The sequence below is a fragment of the Magnetospirillum sp. LM-5 genome (assembly GCF_902729445.1).
Taxonomy (GTDB): domain Bacteria; phylum Pseudomonadota; class Alphaproteobacteria; order Rhodospirillales; family Magnetospirillaceae; genus Magnetospirillum.
In genome coordinates this window covers 87,821-106,135 of record NZ_CACVCE010000067.1, presented here as the reverse complement: position 1 = coordinate 106,135, position 18,315 = coordinate 87,821, and the positions used below count along the sequence as shown (strand labels likewise).

At 64.0% G+C, this 18,315-nt stretch carries 19 protein-coding genes; 4 read left to right on the top strand and 15 right to left on the bottom strand.

Annotated elements, in window-relative coordinates; genetic code table 11:
• Positions 1–8 precede the first annotated feature (8 nt).
• From dsrK to dsrA, 8 genes are all read right to left on the bottom strand, one after another.
• A complete protein-coding gene (gene dsrK / locus MTBLM5_RS16940; RefSeq protein WP_173977227.1) occupies positions 9–1,520 on the bottom strand; it encodes a sulfate reduction electron transfer complex DsrMKJOP subunit DsrK in 1,512 nt (503 codons plus the stop codon).
• A gap of 3 nt (positions 1,521–1,523) precedes the next feature.
• Complete coding sequence (locus MTBLM5_RS16935) at positions 1,524–2,252, bottom strand: respiratory nitrate reductase subunit gamma (RefSeq protein WP_173977226.1); 729 nt, start codon at positions 2,250–2,252, stop codon at positions 1,524–1,526.
• Between the two features lie 124 nt (positions 2,253–2,376).
• On the bottom strand, positions 2,377–2,709 hold the full coding sequence (locus tag MTBLM5_RS16930) for a TusE/DsrC/DsvC family sulfur relay protein (RefSeq protein ID WP_068504868.1): 333 nt from the start codon (positions 2,707–2,709) through the stop codon (positions 2,377–2,379).
• A gap of 36 nt (positions 2,710–2,745) precedes the next feature.
• On the bottom strand, positions 2,746–3,054 hold the full coding sequence (tusB, locus tag MTBLM5_RS16925) for a sulfurtransferase complex subunit TusB (protein ID WP_173977225.1): 309 nt from the start codon (positions 3,052–3,054) through the stop codon (positions 2,746–2,748).
• Between the two features lie 13 nt (positions 3,055–3,067).
• The gene (tusC, locus tag MTBLM5_RS16920) at positions 3,068–3,451 is read right to left on the bottom strand and encodes a sulfurtransferase complex subunit TusC (RefSeq protein WP_173977224.1); all 384 of its coding nucleotides are present in this window, start codon (positions 3,449–3,451) and stop codon (positions 3,068–3,070) included.
• Between the two features lie 12 nt (positions 3,452–3,463).
• On the bottom strand, positions 3,464–3,823 hold the full coding sequence (tusD, locus tag MTBLM5_RS16915) for a sulfurtransferase complex subunit TusD (RefSeq protein WP_068504861.1): 360 nt from the start codon (positions 3,821–3,823) through the stop codon (positions 3,464–3,466).
• 18 nt (positions 3,824–3,841) lie between these two features.
• Positions 3,842–4,912 (bottom strand): dissimilatory-type sulfite reductase subunit beta, encoded by a 1,071-nt coding sequence (gene dsrB / locus MTBLM5_RS16910; protein WP_068504860.1) that lies wholly within the window; start codon positions 4,910–4,912, stop codon positions 3,842–3,844.
• Positions 4,913–4,950: 38 nt separating this feature from the next.
• Positions 4,951–6,201 (bottom strand): dissimilatory-type sulfite reductase subunit alpha, encoded by a 1,251-nt coding sequence (gene dsrA / locus MTBLM5_RS16905; protein WP_173977223.1) that lies wholly within the window; start codon positions 6,199–6,201, stop codon positions 4,951–4,953.
• 382 nt (positions 6,202–6,583) lie between these two features.
• On the opposite strand from dsrA, the gene MTBLM5_RS16900 reads away from it, so the two are divergent.
• Complete coding sequence (locus MTBLM5_RS16900) at positions 6,584–7,405, top strand: TauD/TfdA family dioxygenase (RefSeq protein ID WP_254431103.1); 822 nt, start codon at positions 6,584–6,586, stop codon at positions 7,403–7,405.
• A 14-nt stretch (positions 7,406–7,419) separates the two neighbouring features.
• Positions 7,420–7,647 (top strand): hypothetical protein, encoded by a 228-nt coding sequence (locus MTBLM5_RS16895; protein WP_173977221.1) that lies wholly within the window; start codon positions 7,420–7,422, stop codon positions 7,645–7,647.
• Here MTBLM5_RS16895 and MTBLM5_RS16890 read toward each other — a convergent pair.
• Together MTBLM5_RS16890 and secA are read right to left on the bottom strand one after the other, a co-directional pair.
• Positions 7,644–9,992, bottom strand: coding sequence for a PAS domain S-box protein (locus MTBLM5_RS16890; RefSeq protein ID WP_173977220.1), 2,349 nt, complete (start codon positions 9,990–9,992; stop codon positions 7,644–7,646). The genes MTBLM5_RS16895 and MTBLM5_RS16890 overlap by 4 nt on opposite strands.
• Positions 9,993–10,067: 75 nt before the next feature.
• Positions 10,068–12,797 (bottom strand): preprotein translocase subunit SecA, encoded by a 2,730-nt coding sequence (gene secA, locus MTBLM5_RS16885; RefSeq protein ID WP_173977219.1) that lies wholly within the window; start codon positions 12,795–12,797, stop codon positions 10,068–10,070.
• 181 nt (positions 12,798–12,978) lie between these two features.
• Between secA and mtnA the strand changes: the two genes are divergently transcribed.
• Together mtnA and MTBLM5_RS16875 are read left to right on the top strand one after the other, a co-directional pair.
• Positions 12,979–14,079, top strand: coding sequence for an S-methyl-5-thioribose-1-phosphate isomerase (gene mtnA / locus MTBLM5_RS16880; protein ID WP_173977218.1), 1,101 nt, complete (start codon positions 12,979–12,981; stop codon positions 14,077–14,079).
• A gap of 9 nt (positions 14,080–14,088) precedes the next feature.
• Entirely contained in the window at positions 14,089–16,143 is a 2,055-nt protein-coding gene (locus MTBLM5_RS16875) for a bifunctional aldolase/short-chain dehydrogenase (RefSeq protein ID WP_173977217.1), read from the top strand.
• Positions 16,144–16,314: 171 nt separating this feature from the next.
• On the opposite strand, the gene MTBLM5_RS16870 is transcribed toward MTBLM5_RS16875, so the two are convergent.
• The 5 genes from MTBLM5_RS16870 to MTBLM5_RS16850 are packed head-to-tail and all read right to left on the bottom strand — an operon-like array spanning position 16,315 to position 18,271.
• Entirely contained in the window at positions 16,315–16,812 is a 498-nt protein-coding gene (locus tag MTBLM5_RS16870; protein ID WP_173977216.1) for a heme-binding protein, read from the bottom strand.
• An 18-nt stretch (positions 16,813–16,830) separates the two neighbouring features.
• Positions 16,831–17,190, bottom strand: coding sequence for a hypothetical protein (locus tag MTBLM5_RS16865; protein WP_173977215.1), 360 nt, complete (start codon positions 17,188–17,190; stop codon positions 16,831–16,833).
• A gap of 7 nt (positions 17,191–17,197) precedes the next feature.
• On the bottom strand, positions 17,198–17,422 hold the full coding sequence (locus tag MTBLM5_RS16860) for a sulfurtransferase TusA family protein (protein ID WP_173977214.1): 225 nt from the start codon (positions 17,420–17,422) through the stop codon (positions 17,198–17,200).
• A 46-nt stretch (positions 17,423–17,468) separates the two neighbouring features.
• Positions 17,469–17,807, bottom strand: a complete 339-nt coding sequence (locus MTBLM5_RS16855; protein ID WP_173977213.1) for a ribbon-helix-helix domain-containing protein — start codon at positions 17,805–17,807, stop codon at positions 17,469–17,471.
• Positions 17,783–18,271, bottom strand: a complete 489-nt coding sequence (locus MTBLM5_RS16850; RefSeq protein WP_173977212.1) for a DsrE/DsrF/DrsH-like family protein — start codon at positions 18,269–18,271, stop codon at positions 17,783–17,785. Before MTBLM5_RS16850 ends, MTBLM5_RS16855 begins: the two co-directional genes overlap by 25 nt.
• Positions 18,272–18,315: the final 44 nt, after the last annotated feature.

The window sequence follows — 18,315 nt, the reverse complement described above, 5'->3', positions numbered from 1 at the left end:
AACTTATCTTAATCGTTGTTGCCGAGAAGGATGGAGTTGCTCACCAGCTGGTGAACCGAAACCACCATCTCTCTGTCGTAGCCGTAGATCGGCAGGATCTTGGTAAACTGGGCCTTGCAAATCGCGCACATGGCGGCCATGTGGGTGACGCCTTCGCGGTCGATCACGTCCTTCAGGGCTTCCATGCGGGGCTTGGCGCCCTTGACGCGCAGATCCATCAACTCGTCGGTCAGCAAGCCGCCACCGCCGCCACAGCAGAAAGTCTTCTCGTGGGTGGTGTCGGGGTGCATATCGACGAACTTGGGCACGCTGGCCTTGATGACGTCGCGCGGAATGGTGAACTGGCCGCCGGGGCAGTCGCCCATCCGGCTGGCGCGGGCCACGTTGCACGAATCGTGCACGGTCAGCACCATGCCGTCATTGCCGGACTTGTCGAGCTTGATGCCGCCCTTCTTGATCAGGCCGTCGGTGACTTCCAGGATGTGCTGCGGCACCGGATAGCGCGGGTCCAGGAAGTCCCACGGACCGGCCAGGGTGTTAAGGAAGGAATAGGCGACGCGCCAGGCGTGGCCGCATTCGCCGAAGACGATGCGCTTGACCTTCAGTTCCTGGGCGGCCTCGCGGATACGCATGGAAATCTTGCGCATCTGCTCGTAATTGCCGATGAACATGCCGAAATTGCCGGCTTCCGAGGCCTTGGTGGACAAGGTCCACGAGATGCCGGCGGCATGAAACACCTTGGCATAGCCGATCAGACCCAAGACATGCGGCTCGGCGAAGAAGTCGGCCGAGGGCGTGACCAGCAGGACCTCGGCGCCCTCGACATCGATCGGGAACTTGACGTCGGCGCCGGTGTCGTCCTTGACGTCCTCTTCCAGCCCTTCCAGCGTATCGAGCAAGGCCGGAGCCGGCAGGCCCAGATTGTTGCCGATCTTGTGGACCTTGCCGATGATCTCGTTGGCGTATTTATGGCCCATGCCGATGTGGTTCATCACATCGCGCGCGGCCATCGACACCTCGGCGGTATCGATGCCGTAGGGGCAGAACACCGAGCAGCGGCGGCACTGCGAGCACTGGTGGAAGTAGTTGAACCACTCGTCCAGCAGCTCGCGGGTGAATTCCTTGGCGCCGACCAGGCTGCCCAGGCCGATGGCGCCCAACGCGCGGCCGGCCGGGGTGAAATAGCGGCGATAGACCGAGCGGAACAGGTCCTGACGGGCCACCGGCATGTTCTTGGGGTCGCCGGTGCCGATGAAATAATGGCACTTGTCGGTGCAGGCGCCGCACTTGACGCAGATGTCCATGAACACCTGCAGCGAGCGGTAGCGGCCCAGCAGGTCGCCCATGCGGCCCAGCGCCTTGGCCTGCCAATCCTCGGGCAGTTCGCCGGCGAAGCCCAGCGGCTCCTGGTGGACGGCTTGGGCGACATAGGGCTTCGAGCCGGCCATCGCACCGGGATGGACCGCCGGAATCTCGCGCTCGGCGGGATCACCCAGGACGGGAATGTCGATATCGGCCATGGGTCAGTTCCTTCCCGCTTCGAGTTTCGCCGCCCAGTCGGACAGATGGCGGCGCTCGCGCGGGTCGTCTTTCTGATTGCGGGTCGGGCTGAAGAACAGTCCGGGCGCATGCAAAAGCTTCGAGAACGGGAAGACGATCATCAGAACCGCCACCAGCGCCAGATGGACCAGCAGGGCCGGATCGGTCGGCAGCGGCTGCAGGGAAAAGCGCATCAGCCCCAGGAAGAACGCCTTGACCGCGATGATGTCGGTATGGGCAACCGTGGTCATGCCCAGGCCGCTGATCCCGATGCCCAGCAACAGCAGCAGCATCAAGATGTCGGACGGGCTGGTGACATAGGCGACGCGGTCGATCACGAACCGGCGGAGCAGCAGCAGGCCCAGGCCGGCGACCATCGCCAGGCCGGCATACAGGCCGAACGGCTGGACCAGGCCGACCCAGAACCACACCGGCTCCTGGAAATAGCGCAGGTGGCGCGCCAGCACCACGAACAGGCCGAAGTGGAAGATGATGGCGAAAATCCACAAGGGCTTGTTGGACTTGAACAGGCTTTCGAACAGCACCGCCTCGCGTCCCAGACGGAAGGCGATTCCGGGGGTGGTGATCGGCCCGGGGGTGGTGGGGATCTTCAACGGCGCGGGCGTGCGGGCGTACTGGGCAATCTTGAAGCCCAGGCCGGCCAGCAGCACGGCGAACGCCGCGTAGAACAGGATGGCGAATAGGGTTGTCACGTCTTCCTCGCTCCCGCCGAAGCAGTCCCTTCACGCACGCAAAGTCCCGTCATGTCCGCGCGAACGCGGACATCCAGCTTGGAACTGGGCCCCCGCTTACGCGGGGGCGACGCCAACGAAAACCTTAGACGCAGCCGGTCGGCTTGGGCAGACCCGCGATCTTGCACGCCTGCTTGCCGGGGCCGTACGGGAACAGCTCGTACAGGTACTTGTTGCTGCCCTTTTCCGGGCCCATCTTCTTGGCGATGGCCTTGGTGAGCACGCGCACGGCCGGAGCAATCTGGTACTCGGCATAATATTCGCGCAGGAAGTTGACGACTTCCCAATGCTCGGGGCTCATGGTGATGCCCTCGTCCTTGGCGATCAGATCGGCCAGCTCTTCGTTCCACTGGTTGATGTCAACCAGGTAACCCTCTTCATCGGCCTCGATGCTCTTGCCCGAAACAGAATAAGCCATGTCTCCACTCTCCCTATTTATTTGGGTACCCCGAGATTATAACCAGGCATGGACCGCGTTGTTGGCGGCGGCCATGTCGACGAAGGCGGCGTAATCGACGACGGCGACGCCGTCGATGACCTTGGCCGGATCAAGCCCACGCGCCTTGAGATCGGCGCCCAGCACGCACAGCTTGACCATCTTGGCCGCGTCGGTCAGACGGGCGGCGAAGGCGGTGCCGGCGATGGCGGCGACCACGGCGTCTTCCAGCAACAGCACCGAATCGCCGGCATTGGCGTGCTTCAGGCAGCTGTCGAGGTTCGAACGCTCGAAGGGGCTCTTGTTGACGGTGTGCAGAATGCTCATCGGTTTTGCCCCTTTACGCGGTCAGGATCACGTCCATCTCGCCCATCAGCTTGGCCATGTCGGCGCGGCTGATGACCTCGACGGGAACCAGAAGATCGGCTTCGGTCAGGCCGCGTTCGTCCAGGCTTTCCTGTTCGACATACAGCTTCTCGATGTCATAGCCTTCCAGCGCCCGATAGGTCGGCGAGAAGTTCTTGTGGCCAAGTTCCTTGGTGTCCTGGCCCTTCTTGATCTGGTAGATGCCGTCATCCAGGAACGCGACATGCACATCCTGGTCGAAGGCCGCCGAAATCAGCACCATTTCCAGCACTTCCAGCGCATAGACGGTGCCATAGGGGGCCTTGCGGTTCACATACATGAACTTCTTGACGATTCCGCCCTCGAAATCCTCTTCCATCTCAGGTCTCCCTTAATCGCCGAAGGTGACCATACGGTCACACTGAATGCCCGATTCGATCAGCTGACCCAGGCCCGAAATACGGAAACCCGGGGCCAGGCTGCTCTCGACGATGCCGCGGCGCAAGCCGGCGGCGACGCAGACGACCAGATCGACCTTGTGATCCTCGGCCAGCTTCTGCCAGTTCTTGATCACGTTGCGGTCGTCCGACGGCGGCTCGGAATGCTTCGTCGCGTTCAAGACGCCGTCGTAATAGAAGAAGACCCGGAAGATCTCGTGTCCCTTTTCCAGCGCCGCCTTGGCGAACTGGTAAGCGGAATCCGAGGCCTGATGGTTGTAAGGGCCTTCGTTGACCAAAATGCCGAACTTCATGTGCTTTCTTCCCCAAGCCTAGAAGTGCAGATGGGCGGACTGGTTCAGGTTCGAACGACCACCGCGCCAGCTGTCCACATGGTACTTGGTGAACGGCAGGCCGGTCAGTTCGAAGAAGCGCGGCCAACCGATGCGCTCGATCCATTCGCCCATACGTTCCCAGGCCCTGGCATCCTTCTTGTAGGCGCCCAGGATCGACTTGACGATCTCGGCGGCTTCCGGCCAACGCGGCGCGTTGTTCGGGATGCCGGCGGCGACCAGCTTGTGGAACATCGGCTTCGAGCGGGTCGAGGAATGCTTGCCGCCGACCCAGATGGCGATCTTCGAGTTCTGCGGATCATTGATCTGCATGGGCGGGCACGGCGGATAGCAGGCGCCGCAGCACACGCACTTCTTTTCGTCCACTTCCAGGGTCGGCTTGCCGTTGACCAGGGCCGGCCGGATGGCCGCCACCGGGCAGCGGGCGATGACCGCCGGACGCTCGCAGACGCCGGCCACCAGGTCGTGGTTGATCACCGGCGGCTTGGTGTGCTGGATGTTGATGGCGATGTCACCCTGGCCGCCGCAATTGATCTGGCAGCAGCTGGTGGTGATCTTGACGCGGTTGGGCATCTCTTCGTTGCGGAACTCTTCCGACAACTCGTCCATCAGCGACTTGACCACGCCCGAGGCGTCGGTGCCGGGGATGTCGCAGTGCAGCCAGCCCTGGGTGTGGCTGATGAAGCCCACCGAGTTGCCGGTGCCGCCGACCGGATAGCCGGCCTTTTCCAGGGCGTCGATCAGCGGCTGCACCTTGGCTTCGTCGGGGGTCATGAACTCGACCGCCGAACGGATGGTGAAGCGGATATAGCCGTCGCAGAACTGGTCGGCGATGTCGCACAGATTGCGGATGGTATAGACGTCCATCTGGCGCTGGGTGCCGGCCTTGACGGTGAACACCTGTTCGCCGGAATTGGACACGTGGCGCAGAACGCCCGGGCGGGGCCGGTCGTGATAGGCCCATTGGCCATAATTCTTCTTCAGGACCGGATGCATAAACTGGGTGGCCTCGGGCACACCACATTCGTCGGGACGGCGCAACTGGCTCATCGTCCTAGCTCCCTCTATTTCTGAATTGGTTGTCCCGATTACTCGGCCGCGGCGGTCTTACGATCGTTCCACTTGCGCACTTCGTCGTCCCACCCGTCGGTACGGATGTACGAATTGGTGCGCGGCTGGGCGATCATGTTGACGTCCAGGTCGAGACCCAGGCCTTCCAGGAAATTGACCAGGCCGATGCGCTCGATCATCTCGCCGGTGCGCTCGTGTTCCAGGGCGTTCTCGGCGAAGAAATCCAGGATGTTGTGGGCCAGTTCGACGAGCTTCTCGTAATCCTCGTCGTTTTCCAGCTTCATGAAGGGGATCACCACCGAACCGAACAGATCGCCGATCTTCAGCGTGCGCTTGCCGCCGACCAGGATGCAGATACCCTTGTCCTTGCCGGGCTTCAGCGCCTTGGTGCAGACGTTGATGCAATGCATGCAGCGCACGCAGCTCTTGTTGTCGACGTCCAAGGTGTCGTCGTCGTTGAGCGCCAGCGCCTGAGTCGGGCACATGCGGATCACCTGATTGATGAATTCCTTGCGACCCAGCTGCTTGACCTTGGCCTTGACTTCTTCCTGGTTGACGACCATGTCGTCGCGCCAGGTGCCCAGGATGGCGACGTCGGCACGCTGGGTGGCGTTGGCGCAGTCATTGGCGCAGCCCGAGAACTTGAACTTCATCTTGTAGGGCAACGACGGACGGTGAATGTCGTCGGTGAAGTCGTTGATGATGGCGCGGTGCGCCTTCAGGGTGTCGTAGCAGGCCTGCTCGCAGCGGGCCGGACCGATGCACGAGGCGGCGGTACGCACGCCGGCGCCAGCGCCGCCCATGTCGAAGCCCATCTCGTTGATCTTGTCCCAGGCCGGCTGCACCTGGTCGGTGCGGGCACCCTGCAGCATGATGTCACCCGACTGGCCGTGCAGGGCGATCAGGCCCGAGCCATGCTCGGCCCAGATGTCGCACATCTGACGCAGCGTCTTGGTGTCGTAGAAGAAGCCCGGCGCCGGCATGATGCGCAGCGTGTGGAACTCCGAGGATTCCGGGAACTGGTCGGCGACTTCCGAGAAGCGCGGGATGACACCGGCGCCATAACCGAACACACCGACCGTGCCGCCCTTCCAGTAGCCCTTGCGGGTCACGTAGCTCTTTTCAAGCTGACCCAGCAGGCTTTTCATGTAGTCGGCATAGGGCTTGCCCTCGTCGGTGGCCAGCCGCTTCAAGCCGGTCACGAAGCTCGGCCACGGACCGCTTTCCAGCTGATCCAGAAGCGGGGTCTCGGGCATCTTCTTCGACATAGTCCTCATCTCCCTGACCGTCATTAGTCCTAGGCGAGGTGGCGCACGCCGCGCATCCCTCATCCTGCTCCCGCCGCCGGCCCACCCGGTGCGGGGTTCATCGCATTCATACACTTGTGTCCAGGGGTCGCTTGCGCAGACCTTGGATCCGTCCCTTTTGGTGGGCCATTCTCGTGGGTGGCCCTTTACATTAATTGATTATAATATTGTGCAGCAGCCCGTTCCAAGCGGATTCTTTCATCCAACGGCAATTCGTTGAGAAGGCGCGGAAATGCGAGGTAAAATGATTCTAAGAACAACCCAAGACCAGCAGGATTCAGCGCTTTTGGCCGCGCCGCAATTTGATCTTTCCAACAAGAGCGCGTATCAAAAGTGGCGGGATTTGCGCCTGGAATCGGCACCAACCCGGGTCGAGGACCTGCTGGTCGAGGTCGCCGACATCGCCAACCCCACCCCATCCGAGCACGCCAAGCTGGTGGCGCTGGTGGCCGCCTGCAACATGGCGGTGACGGTCGAAAAGCAGGTCCCGCCCGACCGCGACGACAAGAAGGCGCTGCGCGCCCTGGGCCGAACCCTGGGCCTGGAATCGCTGGACGGCAACCACCTGGCCGACGATGACGGCATCACCCCGCTGGCGGTGCACCGTGACGGAACCAGGGCGCGCTACATCCCCTATACCGAGCGCCCCATCGCCTGGCACACCGACGGCTATTACAACGCCCCGTCCCACCGGGTGCGCGGCCTGCTGCTTTATTGCGCCCGGCCGGCGGCCGAGGGGGGCGCCAACAAGCTGATGGACCCCGAGGCCTTGTATATCGCGCTGCGCGACGAGGACCCGGCCCTGGTGGCGGCCCTGATGCGGCCCGACGCCATGACCATTCCGCCCAACGAGGACGAAGGCATGACGCGGCCGGCCATGGCCGGCCCGGTCTTCTTCGTGGAACGGGGGCGCCTGCAGATGCGCTATACCGCGCGGACCCGCTCGATCGAGTGGCATGGCGATCCCGAGGTCCAGGCGGCGGCCGCCGCCATCCGCCGCCATCTCGACGGCCCCGCCCCCACCTTGTTCCAGGCCCGCCTGGAAAGCGGCTGGGGCCTGGTCAGCAACAACGTCTTGCACACCCGCGAACCGTTCAAGGACGATCCCGCCCATCCACGGCTCTTGTACCGGGCGCGCTATCACGACAGGATCAGCGGGACTTGAGCCCAGAGGACAGCATGACCACCGACGCCCCCGAATTCGCCACCGAGACCGCCACCCCCATCGCGACGCTGGAAGCGCCGTGGAGCCGCGAGATCAGCCTGTCGGCGATCGACCATGAAAGCGGCCTGCGCATGCTGAAGATGCGCATCAAGGAAGGTCGCGCGCGCTTCACCATCATCGATCTGGACGAAAAGACCGCGCGCGAACTGGCCCGCCTGCTGGGCGAGTGGGCCGGGCCCTAAACCTGCGCCCTGGGCAGGGTGAAGCGCACGATCGTTCCCTGGACGCAGCCGTCATCGATCCAGATGCGGCCGCCCAAGGCTTCGACGATGCGGCGGCACTGCGCCAAGCCCATCCCCATCCCCGGCCGATCGCCCACCGCGTGCACCCGGCGGAACAGGCCGAACAGGTTGGCGCGATGCTCGCGGGGGATGCCGATTCCATTGTCCGCGATGGCCACCTCCAGCCAGCCGTCATGGTCCAGGGCCGAGACGGTGATACAAGGCGGCGTGCCGGGGCGATGGAACTTCAAGGCGTTGGACAGAAGATTCAGCAGCAGCAGATGCAGGCGGGGCCGCCGTCCGGCGACGCGGCCCAGGCCGACCACCGAAACCTGCGCCCCGCTTTCGTCGATATCGTGGTCCAAGGCGGAAAGGACATCGGCCAGAACCTGATCGAGATCGACAGCCTCGTCGGCCTGGGGCAACCGACCGGCATCGGCATAGGTGTGCAACTCGCGCACCATGTCGCGCATGCGCAGCGCGCCATCCATGATATAGCCGAAATAGCGCTGTTTCTCCTCGTCCAGTTGCCCCTGCAACAGACGCAGAAGCAATTGGGAATAGAGCACCTGCCGCCGCGCCGGTTCCTGCAGATCATGGGCGGCGACCTGGGCGAAACGCTCCAGCTCGGCGTTGCTGTCGGTCAACTGGTCGATGGTCCGAGCCATCTGGATTTCGCGCTCGCGCGTCTCGCTAAGGTCGTAAAGCGACAGCAGCAGGCTGCGGGCGGCACCCGTTTCATCGGCGATCGGCGCCAGGCGGACCTCCAGCGGGCGGCCACTCGGATTGGCCGGGTCATCGGCCTCCAGCGTGGCGTGCCACGGCTGATCCTTGCTCAGGGCATCGCACAACGGGCAATCGGCTATCGATTCGCCGACGTCTTGCAGGCAGTGGACGTGCTTGCCCAGCCGGTCGTCGGGCTGGCTGGCGGTCAAGGCGAAGAAGGCCTGGTTGGCCCGGATCAGCCGGCGCTTGGCATCCAGAATGGCGACACCGCCCTGGAAACTGTCCATCGCCGCCGACCATTCCCGGGCGGTCGCCGCCAGGGCGTCGCTCAGCGCGCGCTGATCGGACTGGGCGCGCAGCCAGTTGACGATATCCATGGCGATGGTCGCCAGTTCCCGCACCAGGTCGATATCATCGGGGACGTAATCCTCGGTCTTGTTGCCGACCCCGATCACCGCGACGAATCCCTGCCGCCCGGGGATCGGCACCGACAATAGGCGGCTCACCACCGCATGGCCGTCGGGCATGCCGCGCCGGTTGGGGGCGGCGCCATAATCATTGCACACCAGCGGCTCGCCGGTGCGCAGGCAATCGGCCCACAGGCCGGCCTCGGCCACCGGATAATGCGCGCCCTTGCCCTCGGCCGTGCACATCCGGGCCAGGGTGTTGGTGGACCAGGCGTGCAGACTCAGGGTGCTTTGGCCGGGATCGACGAAGTGGAAGAATCCGATCGAGCTGCCGGTCAGACGTTCGGCGGCATCCAGCACCTCGGTCATCAGCCGGTCGATATCGCCCGAGCGCCCCACGTCCGACAGATGCAGGCGGGCCTTCAGCAGGGTCTCGGCCCGGCGCCGCCGGCGCAGGTCGCGCAGGAAGGCGAAACAGCGCCCGCCGTCGATGTCCGAGAACAACACGGTGACCTCGACATCCCAGACGCTGCCGTCCTTGCGGCGATGGCGGGTTTCAAAAATCGAGGTCCCGCTCGCGCGGATTGCGGCCATGCGCGCAGCGACATCGGCTTCGTCTTCCATGACCTCGACATCGGCGATGCCCATCGCGCGCAATTCGTCCAGGCTGTAGCCGGACATCCGGGCATAGGCGCTGTTGGCATCGACGATCCGCCCCTGGGGGTCGGCCAGCCAGAACCCATCATTGGTGGCTTCGATGGCGGCGTGATAGAACGCCTCGCGTTCCCGCACCCGATCGCTGACCACCCGGGCGACGGCGAAGATCAGTCCGTCGGTCTCGGCCGGGGCCGAGTTCCACGACAGATGACACCAGCCGCCGGACCCGGTGCGAAAGCGGTTGACGAAGCCCGACACCCGCTCGCCGCGCCGGTTGCCCGCCAAGGCGGCGATGGTCGCTTCCAGATCGTCGGGATGGACCCAGTCGGTGACCGGGCGGGCCTGCAATTCGCCCAACGCGACGCCCAAGGTCGGCTGCCACGAATCAGACAGTCGCAGGAAGTTTCCTTGCGCATCGAGAATGCACAAAAGGTCCGAGCTAAGCTCGAAGAACCGTTCAACCCCCAGCAGATCCGAGGCGCGGCGATTCAAATGGGCGTGCGATTGGTCGGTCACGTCGACTTCGCCAAGGGGTTGAGCCAGACGACAAGTCTATACCCGATCCCCCGCCCCGGCAAACGCGGGCGAAGCCTAGCCCACCGCCCCGTGGCAATGCTTGTACTTCTTGCCAGATCCACACGGGCAGGGGGCATTGCGCGGCGTGTCGCCCCAGGTCGAGGGATCGCCGGCCACCGCCACCTGCTTGCGCACCTGCTGGGGCGGCCCGGCCATGATGGCGGCATCGGATTCCGGGTCGCGGCCGAAGGCCGGGTCGATGCGGCTTTCATGCATCTCGCGCGGGGCCGGGGTCAGGGCGTCCTGAACCTCGTTCTCGTTGGGGCCGACCCTCAGCTCGACATGGGCCAGGACGCTGGTGACGCGCTCGCGCAGGTCGTTCAGCAGGGTTTCGAACAGGTTGAAGGCTTCGCGCTTGTATTCGTTCAACGGGTCGCGCTGGCCATAGGCGCGCAGACCGATGCCCTGGCGCAGATGATCCAGTTGCAGCAGGTGTTCCTTCCACGACTGGTCGAGGATCTGCAGCAGCAGGCTTTTTTCCACCATGCGCATGATGTCGGGGCCGTATTCAGCCGCCTTGGCCGCCATCTTGCGATCGGCGTGGTCGGTGATGCGGGCCTTGATCTCCTGGTCGGCGATGCCTTCTTCCTTGGCCCACTCGACCACCGGCAGGTCCATGTTGAAGACGCGCAGAACCTCTTCGTGCAACAGCGCGGTGTTCCATTCCTCGGCATAGGCGCGCTCGGGGATGCAGCGGGCGACCATCTCGTCGATGACCTCGTGACGCATGCCGACGATCTCGTCCGAGACGTCGTCGACCTGCATCAGCTCCTTGCGCTGCTCATAGATGACCTTGCGCTGGTCGTTCATGACGTCGTCGAACTTCAACAGGTTCTTGCGGACGTCGAAATTGCGCGCCTCGACCTTCTGCTGGGCCTTTTCCAGGGCCTTGTTGATCCACGGATGGATGATCGCCTCGCCATCCTTCAGACCCAGCTTCTGCAGCATGCCGTCCATGCGCTGCGAGCCGAAGATGCGCATCAGGTCGTCTTCCAGCGACAGGAAGAACTTCGAGCCGCCGGGATCACCCTGGCGACCCGAACGGCCGCGCAACTGGTTGTCGATGCGCCGCGATTCGTGGCGTTCGGTGCCGACCACGTAAAGGCCGCCGGCCGCCAGCGCCTCGGCCTTGCCGGCCGCGACTTCGTCCTTGATGGCCTGGATGCGCTTGGCCCGCTCGGCCTCGTCGGTGATGTCGGCCAGTTCCAGGCGGATGCGCATATCGACATTGCCGCCCAGCTGGATGTCGGTGCCGCGGCCGGCCATGTTGGTGGCGATGGTCACCGCGCCGGGCACGCCGGCCTGGGCGACGATGGTCGCCTCCTGCTCGTGGTGGCGGGCGTTCAGCACCTGATGGGGGATCTTCTTCTTCTTGAGCATGTCGGACAGCAATTCCGACTTCTCGATCGAGGTGGTGCCGACCAGCACCGGCTGCTTGCGGGTACGGCATTCCTCGATCAGGGTGACGATGGCTTCGTACTTCTCGCGGGCGGTGCGATAGACCTCGTCGTCGGCATCGACACGGCTGACCGGCATGTTGGTCGGCATATCGACGACTTCGAGATTATAGATCTCCTGGAACTCGCCGGCTTCGGTCATCGCCGTGCCGGTCATGCCCGACAGTTTCGGATAAAGCCGGAACAGATTCTGGAAGGTGATCGAGGCCAGCGTCTGGTTCTCGTTCTGGATGGTGACGTCTTCCTTGGCCTCCAGCGCCTGGTGCAGGCCTTCCGAAAAGCGCCTGCCTTCCATCATGCGGCCGGTGAATTCGTCGATGATCATCACCTTGCCGTCCTTGACGATGTAATCGACATCGCGGGTGAACAGCTTGTGCGCCTTCAAGGCCTGATTGACGTGATGGACCAGGCTGACATTCTGAATGTCGTAAAGGTTGCCACCTTCCTTCAACAGGCCGGCCCCGATCAGCAATTCCTCGATCCGCTCGGTGCCGACTTCGGTCAGGGTCACGGCGCGGGTCTTCTCGTCCTTCTCGAAATCGGCCTCGCCCAGCTCGGGGATCAGGCGATCGACGAAACGGTACAGCTCGGAATTGTCCTCGGTCGGGCCCGAGATGATCAGGGGCGTGCGGGCCTCGTCGATCAGGATCGAATCGACCTCGTCGACGATGGCGTAGTTGAAGGGCCGGTGGACCATTTCCTCCAGCCGGAACTTCATGTTGTCGCGCAGATAGTCGAAGCCCAGCTCGTTGTTGGTGCCGTAGGTGACATCGCAGCCATAGGCCTCGCGCCGCTGGTCGTCGTCCAGGCGGTGATGGATGCAGCCCACGCTCAGGCCCAGGAACTTGTAGACCTGGCCCATCCACTCGGCGTCACGCTGGGCCAGGTAATCGTTGACGGTGACCACATGAACGCCGGCGCCGGAAATGGCGTTCAGATAGACCGGCAGCGTGGCCACCAGGGTCTTGCCTTCACCGGTGCGCATCTCGGCGATCTTGCCCATGTGCAGCACCATGCCGCCCATCAGCTGGACGTCGAAATGACGCTGGCCCAGGGTCCGCTTGGCGGCCTCGCGCACGGTGGCGAAGGCTTCTTCCAGCAGATCGTCCAGGTCGGTGCCGTCGGCCAGGCGGGCACGGAATTCGTCGGTCTTGGCGCGCAGGTCCTGGTCGGACAAGGCCGCCATTTGCGGCTCGAGCGCGTTGATCGCGTCCACCCGCTTCTTCAGACCCTTGACGATGCGGTCGTTGGCGGTTCCAAAAAGGCGGCGGGCAATGGCGCCAAACATGGGCGGTACCTCGGTATTCAAGACGGCGGGACGGCCCCGGGGCGCCGGGCCTTGGTGCGACCGGCAAGAGATAGAGGCCTAACGGGGGCCTGTCAACGTCGGGGGACGTTGCACGGTCGGGCGCCATCCCTTAAGGTGCGCGCCCGACCGTCCCTTTCCGGCAGGAACGAAGACACGCGCGATGAAGATCAACGGCACCCCCACCCGCACCATCTGGCCCGCCGCCGACGGACAAGCGGTCGAGATCATCGACCAGACCCGCCTGCCCCACGAATTCGTCACCGTCCGGCTGGAAACGCTGGCCGACGCGGCGCACGCCATCAAGGCGATGCTGGTCCGCGGCGCCCCCTTGATCGGCGCCACCGCCGCCTATGGCATGGCGCTGGCCGCCAAGGCCAATCCGTCCGACCTGGCGCTGACCGTGTCCTATAACGTTTTGCACTCGACCCGTCCGACCGCCATCAACCTGAAATGGGCGCTGGACGAGATGATCAAGACCTTGGGCGGCATCCCCGAATCCCAGCGCTTCGCCCTGGCCTGGAAGCGCGCCGCCGAAATCGCCGACGAGGACGTCGCCATCAATTCCGCCATCGGCGACAACGGCGCGAAACTGATCGCCGACGCATGGGACAAGGCCAAGGCCCGGGGCGCGACCCACGTCAATGTTTTGACCCATTGCAATGCCGGCTGGCTGGCCACGGTCGATTGGGGCACCGCGCTGGCGCCGGTCTACAAGGCGCATGATGCCGGTATCCCGGTGCATGTGTGGGTCGACGAGACCCGGCCGCGCAACCAGGGCGCTTCCCTGACCGCGCGCGAGCTGAACTGGCACGGCGTGCCGCACACGGTGATCGCCGACAATACCGGTGGCCATCTGATGCAGCATGGCATGGTCGATCTCGTCATCGTCGGCACCGACCGCACCACCCGGCTGGGCGACGTCTGCAACAAGATCGGCACCTATCTGAAGGCGCTGGCCGCCAAGGACAATAACGTGCCGTTCTATGTGGCCCTTCCCAGCCCGACCATCGATTGGACTGTCGCGGACGGGGTCAAGGAAATCCCCATCGAGGAACGCGACGTCACCGAGCAGACCCACATGACCGGCAAGAATGCCGACGGCGCCATCGTCACCGTGCAGGTGACCCCCGACGGCAGCCCGGCCGGCAATTGGGGCTTCGACGTCACCCCGGCCCGCCTGGTCACCGGCCTGATCACCGAACGGGGCGTCTGCCCCGCCAGCCCGGAAGGGCTGGCCACCCTGTTTCCCGAATATGCGTGAGGTCACCCGATGAAGTCCCTGTGGTCCGATTCCGACGCCCAAGCCTTCGTCGCCAAGTACAAGGACCAGGGCCACAACGAGGATGTGGCCCTACGCGTCTACACCACCCGGCTGCTGGGCGGTGATCCGCGCCTGGTTTTGCATGGCGGCGGCAACACCTCGGTCAAGACCCGCGCCACCGATCTGTTGGGCGACAGCGTCGATGTGCTGTGCGTCAAGGGCTCGGGCTGGGACATGGGCAATATCGAGCCGGCCGGCCTGCCCGCCGTGCGCATGGAACCTTTGTTGAAGCTGCGCCAGCTGGACAAGCTGTCCGACGAGGACATGGTCAATTATCAGCGCGCCAACCTGATGGACCAGACCAGCCCCAACCCGTCGGTCGAGACCCTGCTGCACGCCTTCCTGCCGCATAAATTCATCGACCACACCCACTCGACCGCCGTGCTGTCGGTCACCGACCAGCCCGACGGCGAGGAACAGTGCCGCGCCCTGTACGGCAAGCGCATGGGCTATGTCCCCTATATCATGCCCGGCTTCGCCCTGGCCAAGAAGGCGGCGGAAGTGTTCGAGCAGGACCCCACCGTCGAGGGCCTGATCCTTCTGAAGCACGGCATCTTCACCTTCGGTGACAGTGCGCGTTCGGCCTATGAGCTGATGATCGAGATGGTCACCCTGGCCGAGGACAGGCTGAAGACGAACCGCAAGCAGGTGTTCGTGCCGGCCAAGCTGCCGGCCAAGACCGCAAGCGTCGCCGAGGTGGCGCCGATCCTGCGCGGCTTGCTGTCGCTGGACCAGGGTGACGGCGCCTATAAGCGCTGGGTGCTGGATTTCCGCACCTCGGACGCCATCCGCAATTATGTCGATGGCGCGGACGTCGAGCGCTATTCCCAGGTCGGCGTGGTCACCCCCGACCACACCATCCGCACCAAGAACTGGCCGGTGGTGCTGCCCGCCCCCGAGGCCGGCAAGCTGGACGAATGGGCGGCCGGCGCCAAGACCGCCATCGGCGCCTTCGAAGCGCTGTATCACGATTATTTCGCCCGCAACAACGAACGCTTCCACCCCGGAAAGACCGAGCTGGACCCGATGCCGCGCGTCATCTTGGTGCCGGGGCTGGGCCTGTTCGGCGTGGGTGCCAGCAAGAAGGACGCGATGATCGCCGCCGACATCGCCGTCAATACCGTGGAAAGCGTCACCGACGCCGAGGCCATCGGCACCTACAGCCCGGTGACCGAAGCCGACATGTTCGATTGCGAATATTGGAGCCTGGAACAGGCCAAGCTGGGCAAGGGGACCGAAAAGGCGCTGGCCCGCCAGGTGGCGGTGATCACCGGCGGCGGTTCGGGCATCGGCGCCGCCGCCGCCCGCGCCTTTGCCAAGGAAGGCTGTGAAGTGGCGGTGCTGGACCGCAACGAAGCGGCCGCCAAGGACACCGCCCGCCAGGTCGGCGGCAAGGCCCTGGGTGTGGCCTGCGACGTCACCGACCCGGCCTCGGTCAAGGCGGCGTTCCAGGCGGTCGCCGCCCATTTCGGCGGCATCGACATCGTGGTGTCCAATGCCGGCGCCGCCTGGCAGGGCCAGGTCGGCATCGTCGATGACTCGGTGGTGCGGCAAAGCTTCGAGCTGAACTTCTTCGCCCATCAAAGCGTCGCCCAGGCGGCGGTGGCGGTGATGAAGGCGCAAGGGACCGGCGGCTGCCTGCTGTTCAACACCTCGAAGCAGGCGCTGAACCCCGGCAAGAATTTCGGCCCCTACGGCATGCCCAAGGCGGCGACCTTGTTCCTGATGAAGCAATACGCCTTGGATCATGGCGGCGACGGCATCCGCTCGAACGCGGTCAATGCCGACCGCATCCGTTCGGGCCTGCTGACCCCCGAGATGATCGCGGCGCGGTCCAAGGCCCGTGGCGTGACGGAAAAGGACTATATGGCCGGCAATCTGCTGGGCCGCGAAGTCACGGCGGAAGATGTCGCCGACGCCTTCGTGTGGCTGGCGCGCGCCACCAAGACCACCGCCTGCACCATCACGGTCGATGGCGGCAATATCGAGGCCAGCCTGAGGTAGACCCCGCCCCGTCGCGGCCCGCCAACGAGGCCGCGACGGGGTCGGAGCTGCCCTAGTGTGGTGATTCTGAAATTCGCATGACCATGCTAATTTCAGAATCACCACACAATTCAACCAATTAGTGGCCTGCTTATCCCCGGAATTCGCCTTGCGAATTTCGGGGGCAGGACACTAGAAGTTCAGCGCGTCCTCGATGGCCTTGATGCCGGCCTTGGCGCAAACATCGTCGGCATCGCCTCCGGGGGCACCCGAGACACCGATGCCGGCAACGATCGAGCCGGCCGATTCGATCTTCAGCCCGCCGCCCAGGATGGTGGCGCCCGGCACGTTGCGCAGGCCGGCCTGCGGCATGCCCGGCCCGGTCATGGCGACCAGATCGGTGGTGTTGGTGCGAAAGCTGACCGCCGTCCACGCCTTGCCGGTGGCCACACCCGGCGTATGCGGGCCGGCATAACGGTCGCGCAGCAGCGCCTGGACGTTACCGCCACGATCGACCACCGCAACCGCCGCCTGCCAGCCATTCTTGCGGCAGCTTTCCAGCGCCGCCTGGGCGGCCTTCAAGGCCACTTCCGGGGTCAGCATCGTCTGGCTGAAGGTACCCTCGGCGGCATGGGCCGCGGGGGCCAGCGGGGCACAGGCCACCAAAGCGGCCAGCAGCATCTTACGCATGACAGTTCCCTCCCGGGTTCAACAGGTCTTGGACTTCAAGTTTCGCAGAATGGCGGACAATTCGCCCCAGAAAAAGTCGTCGCCAGCATAGCCGACGATACGCCCGGCTTCGCGGCCGCATTGCATGACCAGGAAGGTGGGGGCATAGCGCAGGTTCTTGACCGAGCGAAGATCGGCCGGCAAGGCGCGCAACGACACCCGGCGCAACGGCGCCCGGATTCCTTCTTCGGTCTTGGGATAGATCGGGCCGATCTCGCGGTGCCAGCGCACGCAGAACGGACAGCCCTCGGATTCAACCATCACCAACTCGGCGGCAAGGGCGGTCCCGGCGCCCAACGACACCAGGACCGCCACCAGCGCGGCGAGGGCTCGCCTCACGACAGGCTTACGCCTTGCGTTCGATCTTGAAGGTATAGGTGCCGCCGGCATCCTTGCTCTCGAGCAGAACATTGCCGGTCTGCTTGCAGAAGGCTTCCATGTCCTTGACCGAACCGGGATCGGTGGCGATCACTTCCAGGACCGAGCCCACCGCGATGTCCTTGATGGCCTTCTTGGTGCGCAGGATCGGCAGCGGGCAGTTGAGGCCCTTGACGTCGAGAACCGTGCTCATAACAGATACTCCCCTTCTCAGTTGATTTCCTCAGGCCGCGCACCGCTTACGCGACGAGATTGATGTATTTCAGGCAAACAACCCGCAGACATGATGCCAGATTCTTATCGTTGTTGATAAGACAATGATCATGTACGCGAGCAATTAGGGCGTTGGCGGTGACGCCCTCGTCCCGGGCCATTTCCTCCAGCACCGTCCAGAAGGCACGCTCGAGGCGGATGGTGGTGGAATGGCCATGGATGCGGATCGAGCGTTTCTCGGGCGCGTATTCACGCGCCTGCTCGGAATTGCACAACCCGAACAGGCGGGCCAGCGGACCGGTGCCGGTCCGGTCGCTCAGGAAGGCCGGCTCGGGGGTGCCTAGATGAACAGGTTGATGTCGCACTGGGTTGCCGTCTCGATATAGGTGGCCGCTCCGGCGAACTCGATGCCGTCGATCAAGTCGGAAGGCTGGTATTCGAACAGGTCCATGGTCATCTGGCAGGCGATCATCCGCACGCCGGCATCCTGGCAGGCATCGCGCAATTCCTCGATGCTGGCGACGCCCTTCTTCTTGATCAGGTCCTTCATCATCATGGTGGTCAGGCCAGGAGCGCCGGGCATGGCGGCCAACAGGTTGGGCATGGCCATGTGCATGCCCATCATCGGCATCTCCATCGCCTCGTTGCCCAGCGTCGTCACCTTGAGATCCAGCTTCTTCTTCAACAGCGTCAACCCATAGAACGTGAAGAACAGCGTGACGTTCAGATCCATCGCAACGGCCGTACTGGCCAGGATCAGCGGCGGATAGGCCCAATCAAGCGTCCCCTTGGTGACGATGATCGACATCGACTTGCCGGTTTCGGCCATCACTCGAACTCCATTGACATGATTGCATCAGATTTTGCTAATGT

Excerpts from the sequence above, each read along its gene's own strand:
- dsrK (WP_173977227.1), bottom strand. The coding sequence starts at position 1,520 with ATGGCCGATATCGACATTCCCGTCCTGGGTGATCCCGCCGAGCGCGAG.
- MTBLM5_RS16930 (WP_068504868.1), bottom strand. The coding sequence starts at position 2,709 with ATGGCTTATTCTGTTTCGGGCAAGAGCATCGAGGCCGATGAAGAGGGT.
- tusB (WP_173977225.1), bottom strand. The coding sequence starts at position 3,054 with ATGAGCATTCTGCACACCGTCAACAAGAGCCCCTTCGAGCGTTCGAAC.
- tusC (WP_173977224.1), bottom strand. The coding sequence starts at position 3,451 with ATGGAAGAGGATTTCGAGGGCGGAATCGTCAAGAAGTTCATGTATGTG.
- tusD (WP_068504861.1), bottom strand. The coding sequence starts at position 3,823 with ATGAAGTTCGGCATTTTGGTCAACGAAGGCCCTTACAACCATCAGGCC.
- dsrB (WP_068504860.1), bottom strand. The coding sequence starts at position 4,912 with ATGAGCCAGTTGCGCCGTCCCGACGAATGTGGTGTGCCCGAGGCCACC.
- dsrA (WP_173977223.1), bottom strand. The coding sequence starts at position 6,201 with ATGTCGAAGAAGATGCCCGAGACCCCGCTTCTGGATCAGCTGGAAAGC.
- MTBLM5_RS16895 (WP_173977221.1), top strand. The coding sequence starts at position 7,420 with ATGACCACCGACGCCCCCGAATTCGCCACCGAGACCGCCACCCCCATC.
- secA (WP_173977219.1), bottom strand. The coding sequence starts at position 12,797 with ATGTTTGGCGCCATTGCCCGCCGCCTTTTTGGAACCGCCAACGACCGC.
- mtnA (WP_173977218.1), top strand. The coding sequence starts at position 12,979 with ATGAAGATCAACGGCACCCCCACCCGCACCATCTGGCCCGCCGCCGAC.
- MTBLM5_RS16875 (WP_173977217.1), top strand. The coding sequence starts at position 14,089 with ATGAAGTCCCTGTGGTCCGATTCCGACGCCCAAGCCTTCGTCGCCAAG.
- MTBLM5_RS16870 (WP_173977216.1), bottom strand. The coding sequence starts at position 16,812 with ATGCGTAAGATGCTGCTGGCCGCTTTGGTGGCCTGTGCCCCGCTGGCC.
- MTBLM5_RS16860 (WP_173977214.1), bottom strand. The coding sequence starts at position 17,422 with ATGAGCACGGTTCTCGACGTCAAGGGCCTCAACTGCCCGCTGCCGATC.
- MTBLM5_RS16850 (WP_173977212.1), bottom strand. The coding sequence starts at position 18,271 with ATGGCCGAAACCGGCAAGTCGATGTCGATCATCGTCACCAAGGGGACG.